This window comes from Corynebacterium sp. BF-R-2 (genome assembly GCF_024586525.1).
Lineage (GTDB): Bacteria > Actinomycetota > Actinomycetes > Mycobacteriales > Mycobacteriaceae > Corynebacterium > Corynebacterium singulare.
This window is the reverse complement of the sequence record NZ_JAMFTP010000015.1, coordinates 13,802-32,172: the sequence shown is the minus strand read 5'-3', so window position 1 is coordinate 32,172 and position 18,371 is coordinate 13,802. Positions and strand designations below refer to the sequence as shown.

Below are 18,371 nucleotides of genomic sequence, written 5' to 3'. Positions count from 1 at the left end.
TCGCCTTATTGAGAAACGCTCTTAGGAACGTGCCGCCACAACGAAGGGACCGATCTGGGTGGTTTCCCAGCCCTTCTCAAAGACATCTGGGTTGAAGAAGACGGCGCGGTAGCGCACGTTGGGCTGGTTCGGGTAGATGTCTTCCGCCAAGTGCGTCTTGTAGCCATCGCCCGGCTCTTCCAGATCGCCGCGGAAAATGAGGACATCCGGCCCACGCCACGGAGATGAATCGAGAGACTTCGCAAATTCCTCTGGGGTCTGCTCCCAGGACCGCTTAGCCCAATCTTCAATCTGCAGGTTGCGGGTGTTGAACTCACCGAGCGGGTTGGCGTAGTGACTGGTGAATGCGTTGAACCCGTAGTAGGGGTTGTACGCCATGAAGAGTTTTTCATCCGTGAGCACCACGGTGTCCGCGGCTTCGTAACCTTGTGCATCGATAAACTGGCGAATCTTGCCGTAGTTAGCAGCAGAATCACTGGTGTAGCGGTCAGCGCGTTCGCCGTAGCCGTCGGTGTCGGTGTAGGCATGATCCAGCGCTGTCTCGTTGGTGGCCGGAATCTGCTGTGCGTAGTAAATGCCACCAATGCCCAAGATGAGGGCAAAGGCCGCCGTAACGCGCTTGCTCATGCTTTCAGTGAAGCGCTCCGGATACAGCGTGGGAAGGCCCATGAGGCGGACGTCCGCGAGCGCGAGGATACCGGCTGTGGCGAAGAGGACAACCACCATAACTTCGAGGCGGAAGCCCAGCAGCGTGTGACCGGCCAGCGTCATCACCATGGACGCCACCGTCCACAGGTAGGTTCCTACGAGCGCGGTGCTCAGGGCGCGGAGATCTGGCTCATCGATGCGCAGCACGAGGTAGACTAGGCCGATGATGCTGAGCAGTCCGATGACGGACAGCGACAGGAATGGCGCTGGGATTTGGGTGCCTTCCTCCGGAAGGTAATGCTGCGCTGCAGACTCCAAGGGCGCGGAGGCACGGAGGACGCCGTTGATGTAGGGAGCCCAGGCAATGGCTGCGATGGCCAGCGAGCCTGCGGCAATCGCAGCGAGGTGCACGAGGGGCTGCCACGTGCGCTCGGAGATGCAGACGACGAGGGCGATGAGGCTGACGATGGTGAGCGCGACAGCACCCGTGTACAGCGTGTAGAAACACGCGGAGATGCCCAGGTAAAGGGCAATGGCAAGAGTGGAAAGCCAGGAGCCGTCATATGCGCGGGAACACAGGATGGCTACGGCTGGAACGCCCATGGCGATAACCGCCGAGTAGGGCTCCTCAGCACCGATGGTGAGCGTGACTGCAGTGGTGGTCAGCGCGATGGCGGTTGCCACGGGCAGAGAAGCGACTAGGCGCTGCCACAGCGGAACCAAGATGCAGCCGGCCACCGACAGGGAGATCAGCGCCCATGGCTGATACACCTCCCAGCCGGGCATAGAGAGAAGGTTGGCCAAGCGGCCGCCCATCCAGAACCAACCCAGGGGGTAGAAGGTGGGCAGGCCCTCGTAGTTCATGTCCGCATACGAGCTTGTCTCCGTCAGTCGCGTCAGGAATTGGGTGCGGAACACCTGGTCCACCTGGACGCCGTCGAGCCAGAGGCGCGAGGCTGATAGCGGCAGGCCGATGGTGGCCAGGGTGAGGAGCGCGGGGGAGAGGTAACACACGGCAGTGGTGAGCCAGGTACGCCAGCGCGGGCGCTGGTTGACCGCATCTTTGTGCTCATCGAAGAGCCACCACACGCACAGAGCCCCGACGAGGCCGACAGTGAGCACCGTGCCCGTCGTGCTCAACGCACGAGTGACCATGGACGTGCTAAACGCCGGTAGAGAGACCGTCTTGAAGGCAAAGAACCCGAGAAGGGTGACAAGGCCGCCGCCGAAAGCGGCGGCGACGATGCCCACGAGGCAGGCGCGACGTGACAGACGGTCGACGTCATATTCCATGGCGGGGGACTCAGTCATGCTACAAGTCTCCCACACGCCACGGACTTAGAGGAACTTTAGAACGGTAGCTTTCGGAAGATCGCCTGTGGGATGAACTTGAAGCCCAAGGACACGTACTCGAAGAGCGGGTGCACGTAGATGGATTGCTTACCGTCCAGAACGGCCTTGACGGTGGCCTTGGCCACGTCAGAGACGTTGACGGTCAGCGGAGCTTCGCCGGCATCCGCCGACATCTTCGTGCGGACTTGGCCCGGGCGGACTACAAGCACCTTAGCGCCGGAACCGCGCAGGGCCTCACCGAGATTGATGAAGAAGCCATCGACACCAGCCTTGGAGGCACCGTAGACAAAGTTGGAGCGACGCACGCGCATGCCCGCGACGGAGGACAGCGCCACGATGGTGCCGTGGCCCTGCTCCTTGAACTTCTGCCCCAGGAGCACGCCGAGGGACACCGGTGCGGTGTAGTTGGTCTGCGCAGAAGCCACGGCCTTGGCCTGGTCCTGCCACAGTTCTTCCTGGTCGCCCAAGGTGCCGAAGGCGACGATGGCGATGTCGACGTCACCACGCTCAAACGCGCGCTTGATGACGCCCGGGTGGGCCTCGAAGTCCGTAGCGTCAAAATCGATGACCTCAACGTCAGCACCGCGGGATTCCAGGGTGGCCTGTGCCTGCGCGATGCGCGGGGAGTCCGGGCGAGCAGCGAGGGTGACCTTGGCGGGGCCGCGATCGAGGAATTCCTCGACGATGCCCAGGCCGATCTCGGAGGTGCCACCGAGAAGGAGGATGTGTTGTGCTTGGCCTACTGCATTCAGCATGAGGTGATTCCTTTCTAGTGCAGCTCGAGGCGGCGGGACATGTCGGAGGCGAAGACACCGGTCGGGTCGATGTCGTTGCGGGTCTTGAGCCAACTTTCCAGGCCTGGGTACATCGTGTGGAAGTTTTCCGCCGAGGTGCGGGACTCCTTAGCCAGGTAGAGGCGGCCGCCGAACTCCATGACGCGCTTGTCCAGATCATCGAGGAAGGCGCCCAAGCCCGGCTTGATGGGGAAGTCCACGCAGACGTTCCAGCCCGGCATCGGGTAGGACAGCGGGGCCTTGTTGCCCGGGCCGAAGAGCTTAAACACGTTGAGCGCGGAGTAGTGGCCGGACTTTTGTATGTCGCGGATGATGTCCTTGAAAGGCTCGACCGCGTCCATCGGCACGACGAACTGGTACTGCAGGAAGCCATTGGATCCGTAGCCGCGGTTCCACTCGCCGATGAGATCCAGCGGCTGGTAGAACTGCGTGAGGTTCTTGACTTGGTTACGGGCTGGAGAGCCCATGAGGTAGTAAGCCTCACCAATGGCCATGAGAGACAGCTTGTTCATGGTGAAGTTCGGGAAGATGTCCGGAACGGTCATGAGTTGCGGAGCATTGAACTTCAGCGGATCCTTGGCCAGCTTCGGGGCCAGCTCCTCGAGCTGTGCCAGGGTGGCCAGGGAGCCACGGGAAATGGTGGAGCGTCCGAGCTTCGGTTCCGGGGAGATGACGTCGAACCACGCGGAGGAGTATGTGTAGTTGTGCTCCGAACCGTCAGAGTGGAAGGCGACGGTCTCGTCAAGGTTATCCGTGCGGTCGGTGTCCGCGATGAAGTACGCGGTCTCCGTCTTGGTCATCTTGATCTGCGCGCGCAGGATGATGCCGGTCAGGCCCATGCCACCAACAGTGGCCCAGAAGAGTTCTCCTGTTGGATCCTCATCTGATCCATCCGGGGTCAGATGGAGGACGCGACCGTCGGCAACGAGCAGCTCCATAGAGGTGACGTGGTTACCGAAGGAACCGGCGGAGTGGTGGTTCTTGCCGTGAATGTCCGGACCAATGGCGCCACCGATGGTGACCTGGCGGGTGCCCGGCAGAACCGGTACCCACAGGCCGTACGGCAGGGCAGCCTTCATGAGTTGGTCCAGGGTGACGCCGCCGTCGACGTCAACGATGCCCGACTCTGGATCGATGGAGTGGATCTTGTTGAGGGCCTGCATGTCGATGACCAAGCCGCCGCCGTTTTGAGCGGGGTCACCGTAGGAGCGGCCCATGCCTCGGGCGATGACACCGCGACGGAGGTGGGAAGGCTTGTCGGCGTTGTCCTCAGCAACCTGGGCAACGGCGGACTTGATGACGTCGATGTCCGGGGTGGACAGGACGTGGGCGGTTGACGGCGCAGTGCGGCCCCAACCGTAGAGGGACTTCTCAGTAGTATGCAGTTCCATCTCTTCTTCTTTTGACTCGATGTGATGGGTCGATTCTCCACCCTACATAGCAAGAGAGACAGATGGCGTGAGGGAAAACGTGAGATTAGGTACACATACAAAACAAACCGGACAGGCGTACTGTCTGATCGTGTGGGGTGTGGTGATGGGCTAGTGCAGATCCATGATGTCCCGAATCTCGTCTGGGAGCTCCTCCTGAGTGGTGATCTCGGGCCCCTCATATTCGCGAAGAATCTCGTACACCCGGCCGCGTGAAGCGGAATCGAGGATCGGCAGTTCCTCAGCAATGAGCCTGGTCATGAAGCCGTCGAGAGGCAGCGCGGTGTGTTCAGTGGCCAGGAAGTGGCCGTGGCGCTTGTCATCTTCGGCGCGGTCGTCGTGAGCCGCGCGCTGTGCTGGGGTGAGGTGCTCTTTTTTAGAGGAGTACATGCACGGTAGCCTACCGCCCGCCTACAGTAGGGCGATATGACTACTCCCAAGACTGACAACTACGCGCTGGATGATACCCTGCCCGGCCGCATTACCCAGGCCGCTGCAGTAGGAATTATGACGGCATTCCCGGATTGGATTAAGAACAAGACCGCGCTTGTGTGCGCCTACATCTTGTCTTTCCTCGGATTCGGCGCGCTGGTGGCTATTACTAATGCAGAAAGCCACGAGGACCGACCAGAGCCGGAGCTTCCCGACGTCCCTGCGTGGGCCATCCCCGTAGCCTTTGCCATTCTGGTACTCGGTGGCTGGTTGAACATCAAGATCCAACAGGGCATCGTGAGCCTCACCCGCCGCCGCGGCGTGTCCAAGCCGTGGACCCTGTGGGGCGCCATTGGTGCTGCTCTAACCTTCCTTTTCAGTGAGCTGGAGGCCCGCGAGCACGCCGCCCACAGCTAAAAGTGCGTATGGTGGGGCCCATGAGCTCAAAGGTCACAGATCTGGCGCAGGTCCGCGCCGATCGTGGCGACGCCGCTCGCACCTTGCTCTGCCAAGTCTCTAATGTCCGTGCGGAAGCCGAGGTGCACCGCCAGATTGGTTTCTCCGATGCGCTGACGCTGGAAGAGCTCCACCGCATCCTCGAGGTGTGTTTCGGATTGCCGGAAGAGAGTTCCCCTTGGCACTTCTTTGAACATCACGATGCTCGGGGCCAGCGCATTGATCCAAGCCATACCGTGCGTGAGTTTCTTCGCCGCGAGGGTGAACAGATTGATTATGCGTGGGGCTTGTGGGATTTCGAGATTGTTGTGGTCGAGACCTATCCGCGCGATGGCGGCACGCCAGAAGCCCTCTGTGTGGGCGGTTCTGGTTCTTTCCAGACTCCGTTCGATCTCACTGCCGTCAATGCGGAACTTACCGGCCAAGAAACAATCGATGAGGTCCTTGACCTCGTTGCCGCTCCCATCCGCGCGCTCATTGAGCGTTCGCGGCTCTATGACTTCGTACCGCTCCTTCAAGCACTTGACCTGCACCGTGGGATTAACGTCGATGGCGCCACGCTCAACCAGCTGCGCACCCTACCGCGAGAGGTCACCAATGAAGGTAAGGATGCTTTCTGGTCCATGGCGTTGGCCTTGTCCTGTATGGGTGGGCGCGCACTGACTGATTCGGTGGTGGAGACCTCTATGGCAGCATTGGGCTGGGTGGATGATGACGGCGAGGAACTTCATGGCTCTGACATCCGGGAATTATGTACCGCGTCTCTCGACGTTTTGGCGTCCTTGGGGGCCTATGGTGTCGATGCCGCCGCACCGGTTGATCGCCTAGACATTTACCGGGCTCTCGTGCGCGGGTAGAGTATTGCGCCGTGACTAAACCAACCTCTACCGGTGACTCCACTCTGAAGACGCAGCTCGTGCGCTTCGTATCCGTCGGCGTGTTCACCGCGGCCATTGATTATGGTCTCACCCTATTCCTTACTTATCTGGGCCTGCATCGCTCGTTGGCGAAGGCCATCGGCTGGGTCTTCGGCACGATCGCCGCCTACATCGCTAACGCCCGCTGGACTTTCGGTGCCCACGTGTCCGGTCGCACCGCGGGCGCGGTGGGCATGCTGTACCTCGCCACCTTTGCGGTTCAGAATTTCTTGTATTGGGTTCTCAACGCTCCGCTCATCAGCATGGGCTTTGAGGGAGCCCTCAAGGACACCATTGCCTTCGTCATTGCGCAGGGTGTGGCAACGGTAACGAACTTCGCTATTCAGCGCGTGTTCATTTTTAAGGACAAGTAAAATTCCTGACATGCCCAACCATGCCGAACGCCTTTCCCGGTCGAACTCCCTGCAGGCGCAGGGAACAAAGTTCGCCATCACGGGCGCAATCTCTGCGGTCATTGACGTCGGTATTACGTGGCTTTTTCAAATCGGCTTAGACCTCTTCGGCGGGGTAACGTCGCGCACCTTGGGCTTTGTGGCCGGTACCTTGGTGGCGTACCTGCTCAATCGGCGGTGGACCTTCAACGCGAATGCGTCGAAGCGTCGCTTTGCGGCCGTTATCGCTACCTACGCCATGACTTATGCGATCAATATCCTTCTGTATCGCTGGGCGTTTCCCTTCTTTGACCACAACCTGGAATGGCCGTCCTCGTGGGCGCTGGCCATGGCTTTTGTTATTGCCCAGGGTACGGCCACGCTCATTAACTTCTTTGTTCAACGCTGGGTTATTTTCCGCAGCACACGCAAGTCCTTTCAGGTGGACTAGCTCCGCAGTTGAGGGGGCGGCGGATTAGGGGCGGCGGAAATCTTCCTTGCGGCCGCGGTTGTGCAGGCGCAGCCACTCGAGGAAACCCTTGACGTCGTGCTGTTGCACTAGGAAGAACCAGCCGAAGCGCGCGAATTCCTGTGGTAAGAGTTTGCGCATGCCGCGCTGCCACAGCAGGTAGCCGCGGTTGCGGTAGGTGAAGAAACGCTTGAATTCCCCTTCCGGGTACTGCGTGTGCATTTTTCCGCCGAGGATGGGCTTGAACTCATCGGAACCGTCTGGGTGTAGGTAGCTCGTGGTCAGGGCGGTGCCGAAGTTTAATCCCGAGTTGACCAGGCGGCGGTGATATTCCACTTCATCGCCGCGGATGAACAGGCGGTAGTCCGGAACACCGATGATGTCCATAGCCTCAGCGGAGATCAGCGCGCCGTTGAAGAGGGAGGCGATTCCGGGTAGAAAGTCCCCCTCCAACTCGCTCATGTAGCGGCGCCACACCAGGCCTTGGCGCAGCGGGAAGGCGAGCTTGGCTGGTTCATCGATGTTGCACACGGCGGGGGAGACCTCGTGCAGGTTGTTCTTCTCAGCCACGCGGTAGAGCTCCTCCAACACGTGGTGGTCGGCGGGGCGGCCGTCATCGTCCGCGCACCACACCGCGTCCGCGCCCAGGGCGAGTGCAGTCAGAAAGCCCAGCGCAAAGCCGCCCGCACCGCCTAGATTGGTTTCCGAAGGAACGTAGACGGCGCGCTCGCCCGCCAGTTCGTGGAGCAGATCCTCTACTGCGTGCTCCGCACCGTTATCCACCACGATGACCCACTGCACTGGGTGCGTTTGGTTCACCACCTGCTCAAGCGAGGCGCGCAGCAGCTCTACGCGCTGGTGGGTGACGATCACAGCGGCCGTTGTTCCGGCCGGGGACAGGGTGGCAGTCATGCGTTCCATTGTGCCACCCGCATAGCTCAATACAATGTTGCCATGACTGTGAAAAGCGTCGAAGACATGTGGGCACCTTTTAAGCTCTCCCTACAAGTAGGAGACCTGACTTTGCGGGTGTTGCGTGATGGCGACATCGCCGCCATCCATGGCGTCACGGCTGCTGAGATTTTTGGAGAGCCGCTACCGGAGTACACCTTCCCGTGGCTGAAGGAGAAACCTGATCCGAGCTTCCGGTGGGCGCACCGTGCTCAGATGTCCCCGGAAGAATGGTCGCTGGACTTCGGTGTCCACCTCGACGGTGAGGTCATTGGTTCGGTAGATCTGCGGGCGAAGAATTTTCCCGATAACCATGAGGTCGAAACCGGATCGTGGATCTACCGCCGCTTCCAAGGACGCGGCATTGGCACGAAGATTCGCCATGCGGCTGCGGTCTTCTGCTTTGAGTACTTGGGCGCGCATCGGTTGTGCTCCGAGTGGGATCCCGGCAACGCGGCTTCCCAGGCGGTATCACGCAAGCTGCGCTACTCCATCGAAGGCAACAAGGCAGTGCTGCGCAAAGAGGATTACCATCCGGGGCCGGAAGTGACTGTCAGTGGCATGACCGAGGAGCTGGGTGCGATGCTCGGGGTGAGGTGCCCTAAGTGACGAAAGTTTGGTCAGCCATTCGCTGAGGGCCGGCAAGATTGGCAGCTAGGGCAGTAGGAACAGCGAGGATTTCGTGAAAACAAGTGAATAGTTGCCTGTTTTCACGGAAACTTAGGCGTTCTCCTCGTTGTCGAAGCGCCGACGCAGGTCGCGCACGTACTCGCCAACCTCGGGGCCCTCGTACTCGCCCACGACGTCAGAGACCTCGCCCACCGAGCGGATCTGGCCGTGGTCGATCCACAGGGCGGTATCGCACAGTTGGGCCAGGAAGTCATTGGAGTGGGAGGCAAAGACCAGGATGCCGGAGCGCTTCACCAGGTCTTGGAGCCGCACGCGGGCCTTGGCCATGAAGGCGGCGTCGACGGCGCCAATGCCTTCGTCGAGAAGCAGGATCTCCGGCTCAATGGAGGTCACCACGCCCAGCGCTAGGCGCACGCGCATACCGGTGGAGTAGGTGCGCAGCGGCATGGAGAGGTAATCACCCAGTTCAGAGAACTCGGCAATCTCATCCATCTTGGCTTTCATTTGTTTGATGGTCTGACCCAAAAAGAGGCCGCGGATGATGATGTTGTCGTAGCCGGAGACCTCCGGGTCCATGCCTACGCCGAGGTCAAAGACAGGAGCCACGCGCCCGCGCACATCGGCAGCGCCGCGGGTGGGCTCATAGATCCCGGAGAGCAGACGCAGCAACGTCGTCTTACCGGCACCGTTGTGGCCCACGAGGCCCACGCGGTCACCTTCACGCAGGTGAAGGTTGATGTCCTTGAGGGCTTCAACCATGACCACGTTCTGGTCATTCTTCCCAATGGAGCCACCGGCGGTGGAGAGCATGGCCTTTTTTAATGAGCGGGACTTGGCGTCAAAGATGGGAAAGTCCACGCAGGCGTTGTACGTATCAATGGAAACCATGGACAAACCTTTCTAGACCCAATAGGAGACGCGGAAGCGCCACTGCTTCATGGCAAGACCGGCGATAAGCAGGCCCACAACCGTGCAGCCCAGGACAATGAACCAGTGATAGGCGGGAACGTGCACACCAATGAGCGGGCCGCGGACAATCTCCATGTAGTGATACAGCGGGTTGAGCTCCGCAATGCGCGCACGGCTGGCAACAGCCTCACCCTGGTCCTTCAAGGTAGAGGTCATCCATACGATCGGCGTGACGTAGAAGAGCAGCTGGGTGAGAGCCTCCAGCAGCGGGGCAACGTCACGGAAACGGGTGGCGATAATGCCGAAGAACATGGCTACCCACACGCCGTTGACCAGCAGCAAGGCCAGCGCCGGGATGCACAGGAAGAACTCCCACCCCAGGTGCCGAGGAAAGATAATGATGAGCAGCAACCAAATGATGAGGTTGTGGCCCAAGAACAAAGTCTGGCGCCACACTAGGCGGTAGACGTGGACCGACAACGGGGCAGGCAGCTGCTTGATCAGGCCCTCATTATCAATGAAGACCGTCGAGCCCTCTTTGATTGCGCCGGAGATGAAGTTCCACATAATCAGGCCCACGGTGACGTGGGGCAGGAACTCCGCCACGGGAATCTGGAAGAGCATGGAATACAGCAGGCCCAGAGCGGCGGCCATGACGCCGGTCGCGATGGTAATCCAGAACGGGCCCAGCACCGAGCGGCGGTAGCGCTGCTTGATGTCCTGAATGCCCAGCTTGAACCACAGCTCGCGCTGGCGAGCGCCTTGCAGCAGGTCGGCGAAAGCCGCCGACATGGTCATTGACCGCGAGGCCGGCTCCTCGCCGGGTGCAGGCGCGGTGGTCATGCGGGCGACGTCGTCACGCAGGTTTTTCTTGTCTTGCACGCCCTTCACCCTAGCGCGCACGATACCTAAACACCTAGACACACGCCCGTAACCAGCGAAAACGGTGACGAGCAGGGGAAATCACGGGTTAGGAAAGATTTACGTGAGACGTATAGAGTAGGGAGGCGATCATCCGCTTGAGGAGGAAGGGTTAACCATGACAGAACAGTATGACGTCGCCAGTGTGCGAGGTCTCTACACTGGTCTGTCCGATGGATGGACCTACCTCAATGCCCACTCTTCACCGCAAATTGCGGAGCGCGTGGCCTCGGGCGTGGCGCGGTCCTTCCGTACATCCGCTACGGTAAAGCCGCAGGAGGATACCGTCGGCGCGCACTCGGCTCGCCGCGCGCCGGGCGAATTGCTGGCGGATGACATGTATTCTTCTGCGCGCCGTGCCGTGGCCGACCTCACGGGTGCGACGGCAGAGCGCGTTATCCTCGGCCCGTCCCTGCCGGTGCTCTACCAGTCCCTGGCGGCAGCGTTACGTCCGCTTGTACGCCGTCAGTCCTCAGTGGTGCTCTCGCGCCTCGATCCTCCGGAGCTGTCCAGGGCATTCGCGCACCTCGACGCAGACATCCGCTGGGCACAGCCGGACCTCGGCACCGGCGAGCTGCCTGCCTTCCAGTACGCTGAGCTCGTTGATGGATCCACGCGCTTCGTTGCCTTCTCCGCCGCTCATGCACTGTTGGGCACGGTGACGCCGACGGAGGAGATTATTGATGCGGTCCATGAACGCTCGCGCGCTTGGACGCTTGTCGACGTCTCCGATGTCGCCCCCTACCGCCTCCTCGACTTCGATGAGATTGGTGCGGACATTGTAGGGGTGGACGTCGGCAAGCTAGGCGGCCCCCAGATTGCCGCGCTGGTGTTTCGTGACACGGCGATGTTCCGCCGCCTCGATGAAATCGTGGTGGGTCCGGTGTCTCCGGGCCTGGCCGGCGGTGTGGGCCCCCTGGCGGATCATCTTGCGGTCCTGGCAGGCGGTGAGCGTGGTTCACGCCGCGTGCGTTTGACGCGCTCTCTCACGGCATTGTCCTCCTACATGGAGGAACTTGCCGGGGATCTGTACAGCCTGCTGGGCACTCTGCCAGCCGTGCACATCTTGGGTGTGACGGGCGAGGCGGCTGCCGACGCCTCCGATGACCGCATCCCACGCCTCACCTTCGCGGTGCGCGACGTTCCGGCGGAGGTCATTCACCGCCGGCTCTTCGACAACGGCCTTGTCACCACGACGGCCCCGCACACACCTCTGCTGACGGAGATGGGTGTGGAGGAAATCGGCGGCGCCGTGACAGTTTCCCTGAGCCCGTTCAGCACCTACCACGACATTGAGCACTTGACCCGTGTCGTGGCCTCCCTGGCTTAGGGCTTAAGTTCTAGACCTCGAGGACGAGCTTGCCCGTGACCTCGCCGGAGTCGAGGGCCTTGTGGGCCTTGGCGGCGTCGGCAAGCGGGTACGTGCCGTGGAGGTGGTGCTTCACGCTGCCGTCCTCCAGCCAGGGCCAGACATTCGTGATGGTGTCGGCCACGATGGCGGCCTTGTCCTCCACCGAGCGGGAGCGCAGCGTCGTGCCCTGCAGGGTCAGGCGCTTGTTGAGCAGAATACCCATGTTGAGCTCCGCCTTCGTGCCGCCCTGCATGCCGATGGTGACCATGTGGCCACCCTTGGCCAGCGCGATGAGGTTTTTCTTGAGGTACTTCGCGCCCATGATGTCCAGAATGACATCGCACTGATTCTTTAGTTCCTCGGCGAAGTCCTGCTCGTTGTAGTTGATGAGGATATCCGCGCCGAGCTCCTTACACGTCTCGAGTTTCTCATCGGATCCGGCGGTCACGGCAACGGTGGCGCCCAGCTGCTTGGCCACCTGGATGGCGAAGGTGCCGATGCCGCCCGCACCGCCGTGGATGAGGATGGTCTGGCCTTCTGCGAGGCCGGCCTCCATGGCGATGTTGGACCACACGGTGCAGGCCACTTCGATGACGGAGGCTGCCTCGGCAAAGGAGTAGCCGGTGGGGATGGGCATAAGCTGGCCCTTGGGCACGGCGACGTACTCGGCATAGCCGCCGCCGGCCAGAAGTGCGCCGACCTTGGAGCCAACCTTGATGTCGGTATCACCTGCGTCGACGACCTCGCCGGCGACTTCGAGGCCAATAATCTCCGACGCCCCCGGCGGTGGCGGGTAATGCCCACGGGCTTGGAGCAGGTCGGCGCGGTTCACGCCAGCGGCCCTGACCTGGACCAGCACTTCGCCGTCTTTGAGCTGCGGCTTATCAGCGTCCCCCAGCTGCAGCGAGCTTGGGTCTTCCGGATTGGTCTGAATGATGGCTTTCATGCCACCACCGTACTTAAATCCAATCATCCTCGACGAGGAAAGCGTTGACCGCGATGGCGGCGGCGTTCGCTTCTCCCATGGCCATCGCCACCTGTGCTGGTGGGTTTACCACGTTGCCCACGGCCCAGATGCGCGCGTGGCTGGTGGCGCCGGCTGGGCCCACCTTGATGAGGCTTCCGCCCATCCCTGACGGAGGACTGTGGCGCTCGAGGTTGAGGTCAGCGAGGAACTCATCGTGCGGGTGGGGGATAGGCATGTAGAACAGCGCATCAACAGCATGGTCGTCGTCTCCAACCTGGACTTTTCCGTCGTGGAAGGCGGTGATGGGGCCGTCGACAAGCGCCATGCCTCGCCGGGTGAGGTGTGAACGCTGTTGCTCGTTGAGCTCCATGCCGTTGGTGAAGAAGGTGATGTTCTGAGACCACTGGCGCAGAATTGCCGCGTGCTGCAGGGAGAATTCGCCGATGCAGAGAACGCCGAGGTGCTTGTCCGCCACCTCGTAACCGTGGCAATAGGGGCAGTGGAGGACCGTATTTCCCCAGTTTTCCTCCAGGCCCGGGATGGCTGGGTGTACGTCGTCGACACCACTAGCAACGATGATGGAGCGCGCCGCGACGGTGTCCCCGTTGCTCAATGTTGCGGTCAACGTGCGGTCATTATCGGTGACAGAATCTACGGTGACCTTCACGATCTGCACGCCGTAGTTGCGCACGTGCTCCTTGCCGTGCTCTTGGAAGTCAAGAGGTGGTGTGCCTTCGAGCGCGATGACGCCGTGAATTTCGTGGGCAAAGCGGTTACGGGGAGTGGCGGAATCAACAACGAGGACGCTGCGGCGTGCGCGGACCATGACCAGGGCTGCCTGAAGGCCGGCCGCGCCACCGCCGATGATGAGGGTATCTACAGTCTGCATGTCCCCGAGTAAATCACAAAAGCTCGGGGTGGATTCTCAATCGGTGGTAGGGGTCTAGTACTCTAAACGTGTTGCGCGCGGTGCATGCTGACGCGTGACGAGGAGGCGTGGCAGAGCGGCCGAATGCACTGGTCTTGAAAACCAGCGTGGGGAAACTCACCGCGGGTTCAAATCCCGCCGCCTCCGCCAATTGTTTTGCTTCAGTTCCGCTTCTTATCCTGTGCGGCTGTAATGAAACTCAGGACACAACCTGCCAGCAGGAATCCGCTATTTTGCAGGTTCGTGGCCCAATCCCCTCCGCCGTCGGCAACAAAGACAAAAATAGAGAATGCAATCGCGACGAGGCAGTGGATGACCAACCGGCTATGCGCGCCAAGGTGACATTGCGGCCAGGCTCTCCCGATGACCCAGCTCACTGCTGTGAGAATGGCATAAAAAGTTATCCCGGCTAATGCGCCTGGAACTAGGTAGAGCATGGATTTATCTCCTCTCGGGGGAATAATGGTTGTGGTTAGGTGAGACCGAGTTCTTTTTAAGGTCTTCGTGTGAAATCTCTACGGCTTCTCCTCGGGCAATCTCTGCGGTCTGAACATCCTCACGATCTTCCAGTGCTTCGACTGCGCGGGCGAAAAATGAAGGAGAGACGACAAAAGCGCGAACACGGCTTCCACGACTAGTGATGGCGACGGGTGTGTGCTGTGCCTCTTCAAGAAATTGGCTTTGGGATTGGCGAAACTGGCTGGATGCTACTGACATTGTTTTCATACTACGAATGTACATCTTGTACATTTTGGTGGGCAAGGGCCGCGGGATTTCTGGTTGCTACTCGTCTTTGCCATCGATCCGCCCCGCCAGGATGCGCGGCAGCGCCTCCGCTGCGGTGGCGGTGACCACCACGCTGGCAAGCGGTGAAAGGTCCGTGGGCTGCGGGGTAACTTCCACGATGGGGACGCCGCGTGCATAGGCAAGCTGTGGCAGGCCGGCGGCGGGGTAGACCACACCGGAGGTTCCCACGATGAGCAGCGCGTCCGCGGTGGACATGCGGCGCTCGGCCTCGGCCCATTCGTCATTGGGCAGGGCCTCACCGAACCACACCACGCCTGGGCGCACGAGCCCGCCGCACACCGGGCATTCGGGCGGAGTGATGCTCTCGACCGGTTCCTTCGGCAGCGCGATGTCCTCGTCATAGGGTGTAGCGCAGTCGGTGCAGCGGAAGGCAAACAAGGAGCCGTGCAGGTGAACCACATCCTGGCTTCCGGCACGCTCGTGCAGGTTATCGATATTTTGCGTGGTCACCGTCATGCCGCGTGCGGCAGCAATCGCGCGGTGCCCAGCGTTGGGTTCCGCCCGCTGCGCCAGCTGTGCGCGCCACAGGTACCAGGCGAACATCGGCTCAGGATCGCTGCGCCATGCGCTTATCGACGCCATCGCCACCGGATCCACGTTCTCCCAGATCCCTGTCTGCGCATCACGGTACGTGGCGATGCCGCTGTCCGCGCTCATGCCCGCGCCGGTGAAGACCTCGACGTGGGTGGCGTCAGAAAGAATCGAATGTGCGCGCTCAAACAGGTGCTCCATATGCCTAGAGTACGGCGATGAGCACGCAGGATGCTATGGATGCGGCGAGAGCGATGCCCATGCGCCACAGGTAACGCCGACCAGGTTCGTGCGCGGTGTTGATCTGCAGCTTCGAAGGATTCGTGGGGAAGACTGCTAAGCACATGGGGTCTCGAGGCTCGTTGTAGACGCCCATGCCGCCAGCAAAGCGAAGTGCTTCGTTGCGAACCTGTTCATCCTGGTCAGTTGGTATGGCTTTCAGGGACCTTCGGACCGATAGCGTGAGGATACCCGCGACCATGACGAACAGGAAGAAGCCCACCCATGCGGCCACGAGGAGAATGCCCGAGAACGGGATATCCGGCACGACGGTACCGACGGCGGAAAGGCATAAGCAGACGGTCATGGCGAACACTGTCTGGGCGATGAACGTGGCGGTCTTTTCGGTGAGAAGCTCCGCGCGCTGTGCGGTGGCCTCGGAGAAAGGAATCGCTGACTCTGTTGAAACACTCACCGTCTTCCGTGCAAGCGAGACTGGCGGTACGCACAGCGGCAGAGTAATGGCGAACACAACGCCGATCCACACCAAAGCGGTGGCGTTGAAAAAAGACTTGGGCTCGAAGCGGTCCGGGTGGCCCGAGACATCGAAGTGGACCGGGATGGGATCGGGGACCGAGTCCCAGCGCAGCAGCATGTACGCCAGCGTGAGAGCACACACCACAGCGGTAGCGACGTAATACTGGCGGATCCTCATGGTAGTGAGCTTACAAAGGGGGTGGCTGGTTGGTCGATGAAGGGGGGACAAAGATGGTCCCTTCATAGTGGTCCCATTACTTTGGTCCTTTCACTGAGCAAAAGGACCATCTGGGCGCAGGAAACTGGCTGTAAAAGGTCCCTTTGCGATGAGTAGGGACCAGAGTATGGGGACCAAACCAAAGGGACCATGTGGCCAGGGTGATGTCGAGAAGGCGGAGCCGCCGGCTGAGGGGTTAGAGAATGTCGCGGCGGGCGGCCGCGGACTTAAGCCCGGAAATGTGCTCCTTCCAAGCATCGATGCCGCTGCGCAGTGAATAGGGGTTGCCGAAGCCGCGGGCGCGCAGGGCGTCGACTGTATGCGCGGAGTGAAAGTTGGTGACACCCGCAGCGGTAGCGCTATGGTGCACACTAGGTCCGTTGCGTTGAGGAAGAACTCCGGATTGAAGCGGTTAAGCATGGATCTGGTATTGAGTCCCAGCGCAGTAGTTGTACCCCAGTGTGAGAGCTCGCACTGCAGTGGTGGCGACGTAATACTGGCGGGTCCGCATGGCGGTGAGCTTTCAAGGCGACCGGCTGAGGTTTCCGTGTTTACATGGTCTGGGTGAGTAAGTAGAGTCGAGTTCAAGCTGACGAAGAACCGGAAAGGACAGTAGCCGGCAATGGAACCTTATGTTGGAATTGTCGTGATGGAGCTTGCTAAAAAGTCCAGTTCATCTGCCCAAAGCTTCTTCCGCGAGGACTTTTATATTGTGTATGCGGAGTCGGACGAGAAGGCTCGAGAACGCGTTGAAGCGATGGCGAACGAGCAGGCTGATGGTGAGGACGTGAAGGTACGGCACATCGTGGACGTCGCGCCAGCCCTCTATGGTTATGTAGATCGCGATTGTGATCTCTACTCGCGGCACTTTGCGAACCTAGAAGACTACGAGCGTTTCGAGATGAAGCTCGGCGGAACCGACCCGTTGGCTGATTAATCGTAGACTTCGCGTCGGTGACCTAAGTCAACAACGGTGACAGTGACTGTGTTTTCGTATATTGCCGCGATAACGCGGTAGTCCCCGACTCGCCAGCGCCACAGGCCGGATTTATCCCCCACGAGACCCTTGCCGCGCGAGCGCGGGTCTTCGAGTTCTGCCACTTCGCGAAGAAACCTGCTGACTCTCTTCTGCGTTGGTTTGTCTAACTTTCGGAAGGCTTTCGCACCGCGCGGCGTGAAGCTAATTCTCCACGCCACATTCAGCCTCTAGGTCTTCAAGAGAAATGGTCTCTAGCTCGCCACGGCGTGCGGCCTCGGCCTCGGCCTCCAGCGCATAGATGTATTCCAACTGGTCCAAGTAAGCGTCAAGTGCCTTTCGGAGGTAAAACGCGCCAGAACGTCCAGTCTTGGACGCCAAAGAATCAAGGCGCTCCTTTTGCTCTGCGTCAATACGCAAACTGATAACTGAACTACTCATGTAAACATGATTACACGAGGTGAAGTCCCATGTCTAGACCCCATCGCGATGAGATTCTTGCCAAGCATCGATGCCACCGCGCAGCGAGTAGACGTTGCTGAAGCCGCGGGCGCGCAGGGCCTCGATTGCTTGGGAGGAGCGAAGGCCGCTGGCGCAGTAGAGGACGGCGAGGTCGGCGCGGTCCAGGGGTGGGTTGTGGCCGGCGAGGATGTCATCGAGCGGAAGATGCTGCGAGCCGGGGATGAGGGAGGTAGCGCGTTCGGAGGTGGTTCGGACGTCGATGAGCGTGGCATCCTCTGGAATCTCGCGAATATCCGTGGGGTTGTCGGGGCGCGCCGGGGTAGCGCCGTTCGCGCGCACGGGGATGTATTCCCAGGTCCCGGCGAGGGAATCGTAGTAGCCCAGCGTGCCGATGAGCGGGGTGCCGATGCCCGTGAGGAGCTTGAGGGCCTCCACCGCTAGGGCGGAGCCGGCCACACCGACGACCGGGCCCATCACGCCGGCCTGTGAGCAAGAAGGCACCTGCGGGTCGGTGGGGAAGAGGTCCTCGTAGACCGGGCCGTGGCCGGAGTGGAAGACGGTGAGCTGCGCATCGTATCCCAGCAGCGAGGCCCACACGTGCGGAATGCCCAGTTCGTGGGCGGCCCAGGAGGCCAGGTGGCGGGAGTAGAAGTTATCGGTGCCGTCGATGATGAGGTCAGCGCCGCGCAGTTGCTCCAGGGCGGTATCAGGTGTGAGGCGCGAGAACTGCTCGACGGTGCACTCGGGGTTGAGGGCATTCAAGGCCGCGGCGGCGGATTCGGTTTTGGGCTGGCCCACGGTCGCCGTGGTGTGGATGACCTGGCGGTGCAGGTTGGAGAGGGAAACGGTGTCGTCATCGAAAAGCAGGATGCGCCCCACGCCGGCGCCTGCTAGGTAGAGCAGGGCAGGCGAGCCCAAGCCGCCGGCACCGATGACAGCGACGGTGGAAGAGCGAAGCCGCTGCTGGATTTCAGCTCCCCACAGGGTTTCTTGGCGTGCGTAGCGTGAACTCATTCTGACGTGCTCCGACCTTTTCCTGGGTTTGCCTTGATTCCTACTATTGTCCTGTGGCGG

At 60.8% G+C, this 18,371-nt stretch carries 24 protein-coding genes and 1 tRNA gene; 8 read left to right on the top strand and 17 right to left on the bottom strand.

The features are described 5' to 3' along the window. Positions 1–21: 21 nt before the first annotated feature. The 4 genes from M5J09_RS11380 to M5J09_RS11365 form a co-directional block, all read right to left on the bottom strand. Positions 22–1,959: a galactan 5-O-arabinofuranosyltransferase gene (locus M5J09_RS11380; RefSeq protein ID WP_257157932.1), complete on the bottom strand. Its 1,938-nt coding sequence runs from the start codon at positions 1,957–1,959 to the stop codon at positions 22–24. A 38-nt stretch (positions 1,960–1,997) separates the two neighbouring features. Continuing rightward, positions 1,998–2,756: a decaprenylphospho-beta-D-erythro-pentofuranosid-2-ulose 2-reductase gene (locus M5J09_RS11375; RefSeq protein ID WP_042528754.1), complete on the bottom strand. Its 759-nt coding sequence runs from the start codon at positions 2,754–2,756 to the stop codon at positions 1,998–2,000. Positions 2,757–2,770: 14 nt separating this feature from the next. Further along, a complete protein-coding gene (locus tag M5J09_RS11370) occupies positions 2,771–4,186 on the bottom strand; it encodes an FAD-binding oxidoreductase (RefSeq protein WP_257157931.1) in 1,416 nt (471 codons plus the stop codon). A 150-nt stretch (positions 4,187–4,336) separates the two neighbouring features. Beyond that, a complete protein-coding gene (locus M5J09_RS11365) occupies positions 4,337–4,615 on the bottom strand; it encodes a hypothetical protein (RefSeq protein WP_042528759.1) in 279 nt (92 codons plus the stop codon). A 36-nt stretch (positions 4,616–4,651) separates the two neighbouring features. Between M5J09_RS11365 and M5J09_RS11360 the strand changes: the two genes are divergently transcribed. The 4 genes from M5J09_RS11360 to M5J09_RS11345 are packed head-to-tail and all read left to right on the top strand — an operon-like array spanning position 4,652 to position 6,873. Beyond that, positions 4,652–5,074 (top strand): hypothetical protein, encoded by a 423-nt coding sequence (locus M5J09_RS11360; protein ID WP_257157930.1) that lies wholly within the window; start codon positions 4,652–4,654, stop codon positions 5,072–5,074. Between the two features lie 20 nt (positions 5,075–5,094). Next, positions 5,095–5,970: a hypothetical protein gene (locus M5J09_RS11355; protein WP_070536850.1), complete on the top strand. Its 876-nt coding sequence runs from the start codon at positions 5,095–5,097 to the stop codon at positions 5,968–5,970. Between the two features lie 44 nt (positions 5,971–6,014). Then, complete coding sequence (locus M5J09_RS11350) at positions 6,015–6,404, top strand: GtrA family protein (RefSeq protein WP_042532981.1); 390 nt, start codon at positions 6,015–6,017, stop codon at positions 6,402–6,404. Positions 6,405–6,414: 10 nt separating this feature from the next. Continuing rightward, a complete protein-coding gene (locus tag M5J09_RS11345; RefSeq protein WP_042528765.1) occupies positions 6,415–6,873 on the top strand; it encodes a GtrA family protein in 459 nt (152 codons plus the stop codon). Positions 6,874–6,897: 24 nt separating this feature from the next. On the opposite strand, the gene M5J09_RS11340 is transcribed toward M5J09_RS11345, so the two are convergent. Beyond that, entirely contained in the window at positions 6,898–7,812 is a 915-nt protein-coding gene (locus tag M5J09_RS11340; RefSeq protein WP_210385405.1) for a glycosyltransferase, read from the bottom strand. Between the two features lie 33 nt (positions 7,813–7,845). Between M5J09_RS11340 and M5J09_RS11335 the strand changes: the two genes are divergently transcribed. Next, positions 7,846–8,451, top strand: coding sequence for a GNAT family N-acetyltransferase (locus M5J09_RS11335; RefSeq protein WP_042528769.1), 606 nt, complete (start codon positions 7,846–7,848; stop codon positions 8,449–8,451). Positions 8,452–8,562: 111 nt separating this feature from the next. On the opposite strand, the gene M5J09_RS11330 is transcribed toward M5J09_RS11335, so the two are convergent. Together M5J09_RS11330 and M5J09_RS11325 are read right to left on the bottom strand one after the other, a co-directional pair. Further along, positions 8,563–9,360 carry an ABC transporter ATP-binding protein gene (locus tag M5J09_RS11330; RefSeq protein ID WP_042528771.1) on the bottom strand — a complete coding sequence of 266 codons (798 nt, stop codon included), beginning with the start codon at positions 9,358–9,360 and terminating at the stop codon, positions 8,563–8,565. A 12-nt stretch (positions 9,361–9,372) separates the two neighbouring features. Beyond that, the gene (locus tag M5J09_RS11325; RefSeq protein ID WP_042532983.1) at positions 9,373–10,224 is read right to left on the bottom strand and encodes an ABC transporter permease; all 852 of its coding nucleotides are present in this window, start codon (positions 10,222–10,224) and stop codon (positions 9,373–9,375) included. Positions 10,225–10,420: 196 nt separating this feature from the next. Here M5J09_RS11325 and M5J09_RS11320 point away from each other — a divergent pair, with 196 nt between their 5' ends. Next, positions 10,421–11,632 (top strand): aminotransferase class V-fold PLP-dependent enzyme, encoded by a 1,212-nt coding sequence (locus tag M5J09_RS11320; RefSeq protein WP_257157929.1) that lies wholly within the window; start codon positions 10,421–10,423, stop codon positions 11,630–11,632. A 10-nt stretch (positions 11,633–11,642) separates the two neighbouring features. Here the strand turns inward: M5J09_RS11320 and M5J09_RS11315 are convergent, their stop codons facing one another. Together M5J09_RS11315 and M5J09_RS11310 are read right to left on the bottom strand one after the other, a co-directional pair. Next, positions 11,643–12,599, bottom strand: a complete 957-nt coding sequence (locus M5J09_RS11315; protein WP_257157928.1) for an NAD(P)H-quinone oxidoreductase — start codon at positions 12,597–12,599, stop codon at positions 11,643–11,645. Between the two features lie 13 nt (positions 12,600–12,612). Continuing rightward, on the bottom strand, positions 12,613–13,509 hold the full coding sequence (locus M5J09_RS11310) for an NAD(P)/FAD-dependent oxidoreductase (protein ID WP_257157927.1): 897 nt from the start codon (positions 13,507–13,509) through the stop codon (positions 12,613–12,615). 101 nt (positions 13,510–13,610) lie between these two features. Between M5J09_RS11310 and M5J09_RS11305 the strand changes: the two genes are divergently transcribed. Beyond that, positions 13,611–13,698: transfer RNA gene (locus M5J09_RS11305), tRNA-Ser, on the top strand. An 11-nt stretch (positions 13,699–13,709) separates the two neighbouring features. Here the strand turns inward: M5J09_RS11305 and M5J09_RS11300 are convergent. The 5 genes from M5J09_RS11300 to M5J09_RS11280 all read right to left on the bottom strand — a co-directional run bounded on the left by M5J09_RS11300 (position 13,710) and on the right by M5J09_RS11280 (position 16,229). After that, complete coding sequence (locus M5J09_RS11300; RefSeq protein WP_257157926.1) at positions 13,710–13,985, bottom strand: hypothetical protein; 276 nt, start codon at positions 13,983–13,985, stop codon at positions 13,710–13,712. Positions 13,986–13,989: 4 nt separating this feature from the next. After that, positions 13,990–14,265 carry a prevent-host-death family protein gene (locus tag M5J09_RS11295; protein ID WP_257157925.1) on the bottom strand — a complete coding sequence of 92 codons (276 nt, stop codon included), beginning with the start codon at positions 14,263–14,265 and terminating at the stop codon, positions 13,990–13,992. A 66-nt stretch (positions 14,266–14,331) separates the two neighbouring features. Then, positions 14,332–15,087 carry an NAD-dependent deacylase gene (locus M5J09_RS11290; RefSeq protein ID WP_257157924.1) on the bottom strand — a complete coding sequence of 252 codons (756 nt, stop codon included), beginning with the start codon at positions 15,085–15,087 and terminating at the stop codon, positions 14,332–14,334. Between the two features lie 4 nt (positions 15,088–15,091). Next, positions 15,092–15,820 (bottom strand): DUF1648 domain-containing protein, encoded by a 729-nt coding sequence (locus tag M5J09_RS11285; protein WP_257157923.1) that lies wholly within the window; start codon positions 15,818–15,820, stop codon positions 15,092–15,094. 235 nt (positions 15,821–16,055) lie between these two features. Continuing rightward, a complete protein-coding gene (locus tag M5J09_RS11280; protein WP_257157922.1) occupies positions 16,056–16,229 on the bottom strand; it encodes a hypothetical protein in 174 nt (57 codons plus the stop codon). Positions 16,230–16,481: 252 nt separating this feature from the next. Between M5J09_RS11280 and M5J09_RS11275 the strand changes: the two genes are divergently transcribed. Continuing rightward, the gene (locus tag M5J09_RS11275; RefSeq protein WP_042528787.1) at positions 16,482–16,796 is read left to right on the top strand and encodes a DUF4288 domain-containing protein; all 315 of its coding nucleotides are present in this window, start codon (positions 16,482–16,484) and stop codon (positions 16,794–16,796) included. Here the strand turns inward: M5J09_RS11275 and M5J09_RS11270 are convergent. From M5J09_RS11270 to M5J09_RS11260, 3 genes are read right to left on the bottom strand one after another with little or no spacing between them, the layout of a single operon-like run. Then, positions 16,793–17,056 carry a type II toxin-antitoxin system RelE/ParE family toxin gene (locus M5J09_RS11270; protein WP_083311434.1) on the bottom strand — a complete coding sequence of 88 codons (264 nt, stop codon included), beginning with the start codon at positions 17,054–17,056 and terminating at the stop codon, positions 16,793–16,795. The genes M5J09_RS11275 and M5J09_RS11270 overlap by 4 nt on opposite strands. After that, a complete protein-coding gene (locus M5J09_RS11265) occupies positions 17,040–17,276 on the bottom strand; it encodes a ribbon-helix-helix domain-containing protein (protein WP_257157921.1) in 237 nt (78 codons plus the stop codon). The genes M5J09_RS11270 and M5J09_RS11265 overlap by 17 nt, the downstream gene beginning before the upstream one ends. A 33-nt stretch (positions 17,277–17,309) precedes the next feature. After that, complete coding sequence (locus tag M5J09_RS11260) at positions 17,310–18,311, bottom strand: ThiF family adenylyltransferase (protein WP_257157920.1); 1,002 nt, start codon at positions 18,309–18,311, stop codon at positions 17,310–17,312. Positions 18,312–18,371: the final 60 nt, after the last annotated feature.

What these genes read in the sequence shown, in the direction of transcription:
- M5J09_RS11380 (WP_257157932.1), bottom strand. Translation starts at nt 1,959, where the DNA reads ATGACTGAGTCCCCCGCCATGGAATATGACGTCGACCGTCTGTCACGT.
- M5J09_RS11340 (WP_210385405.1), bottom strand. Translation starts at nt 7,812, where the DNA reads ATGGAACGCATGACTGCCACCCTGTCCCCGGCCGGAACAACGGCCGCT.
- M5J09_RS11315 (WP_257157928.1), bottom strand. Translation starts at nt 12,599, where the DNA reads ATGAAAGCCATCATTCAGACCAATCCGGAAGACCCAAGCTCGCTGCAG.
- M5J09_RS11320 (WP_257157929.1), top strand. Translation starts at nt 10,421, where the DNA reads ATGACAGAACAGTATGACGTCGCCAGTGTGCGAGGTCTCTACACTGGT.
- M5J09_RS11365 (WP_042528759.1), bottom strand. Translation starts at nt 4,615, where the DNA reads ATGTACTCCTCTAAAAAAGAGCACCTCACCCCAGCACAGCGCGCGGCT.
- M5J09_RS11360 (WP_257157930.1), top strand. Translation starts at nt 4,652, where the DNA reads ATGACTACTCCCAAGACTGACAACTACGCGCTGGATGATACCCTGCCC.
- M5J09_RS11260 (WP_257157920.1), bottom strand. Translation starts at nt 18,311, where the DNA reads ATGAGTTCACGCTACGCACGCCAAGAAACCCTGTGGGGAGCTGAAATC.
- M5J09_RS11375 (WP_042528754.1), bottom strand. Translation starts at nt 2,756, where the DNA reads ATGCTGAATGCAGTAGGCCAAGCACAACACATCCTCCTTCTCGGTGGC.
- M5J09_RS11330 (WP_042528771.1), bottom strand. Translation starts at nt 9,360, where the DNA reads ATGGTTTCCATTGATACGTACAACGCCTGCGTGGACTTTCCCATCTTT.
- M5J09_RS11355 (WP_070536850.1), top strand. Translation starts at nt 5,095, where the DNA reads ATGAGCTCAAAGGTCACAGATCTGGCGCAGGTCCGCGCCGATCGTGGC.
- M5J09_RS11295 (WP_257157925.1), bottom strand. Translation starts at nt 14,265, where the DNA reads ATGTCAGTAGCATCCAGCCAGTTTCGCCAATCCCAAAGCCAATTTCTT.
- M5J09_RS11275 (WP_042528787.1), top strand. Translation starts at nt 16,482, where the DNA reads ATGGAACCTTATGTTGGAATTGTCGTGATGGAGCTTGCTAAAAAGTCC.
- M5J09_RS11300 (WP_257157926.1), bottom strand. Translation starts at nt 13,985, where the DNA reads ATGCTCTACCTAGTTCCAGGCGCATTAGCCGGGATAACTTTTTATGCC.
- M5J09_RS11325 (WP_042532983.1), bottom strand. Translation starts at nt 10,224, where the DNA reads ATGACCACCGCGCCTGCACCCGGCGAGGAGCCGGCCTCGCGGTCAATG.
- M5J09_RS11290 (WP_257157924.1), bottom strand. Translation starts at nt 15,087, where the DNA reads ATGGAGCACCTGTTTGAGCGCGCACATTCGATTCTTTCTGACGCCACC.
- M5J09_RS11335 (WP_042528769.1), top strand. Translation starts at nt 7,846, where the DNA reads ATGACTGTGAAAAGCGTCGAAGACATGTGGGCACCTTTTAAGCTCTCC.
- M5J09_RS11310 (WP_257157927.1), bottom strand. Translation starts at nt 13,509, where the DNA reads ATGCAGACTGTAGATACCCTCATCATCGGCGGTGGCGCGGCCGGCCTT.
- M5J09_RS11345 (WP_042528765.1), top strand. Translation starts at nt 6,415, where the DNA reads ATGCCCAACCATGCCGAACGCCTTTCCCGGTCGAACTCCCTGCAGGCG.
- M5J09_RS11370 (WP_257157931.1), bottom strand. Translation starts at nt 4,186, where the DNA reads ATGGAACTGCATACTACTGAGAAGTCCCTCTACGGTTGGGGCCGCACT.
- M5J09_RS11265 (WP_257157921.1), bottom strand. Translation starts at nt 17,276, where the DNA reads ATGAGTAGTTCAGTTATCAGTTTGCGTATTGACGCAGAGCAAAAGGAG.
- M5J09_RS11285 (WP_257157923.1), bottom strand. Translation starts at nt 15,820, where the DNA reads ATGAGGATCCGCCAGTATTACGTCGCTACCGCTGTGGTGTGTGCTCTC.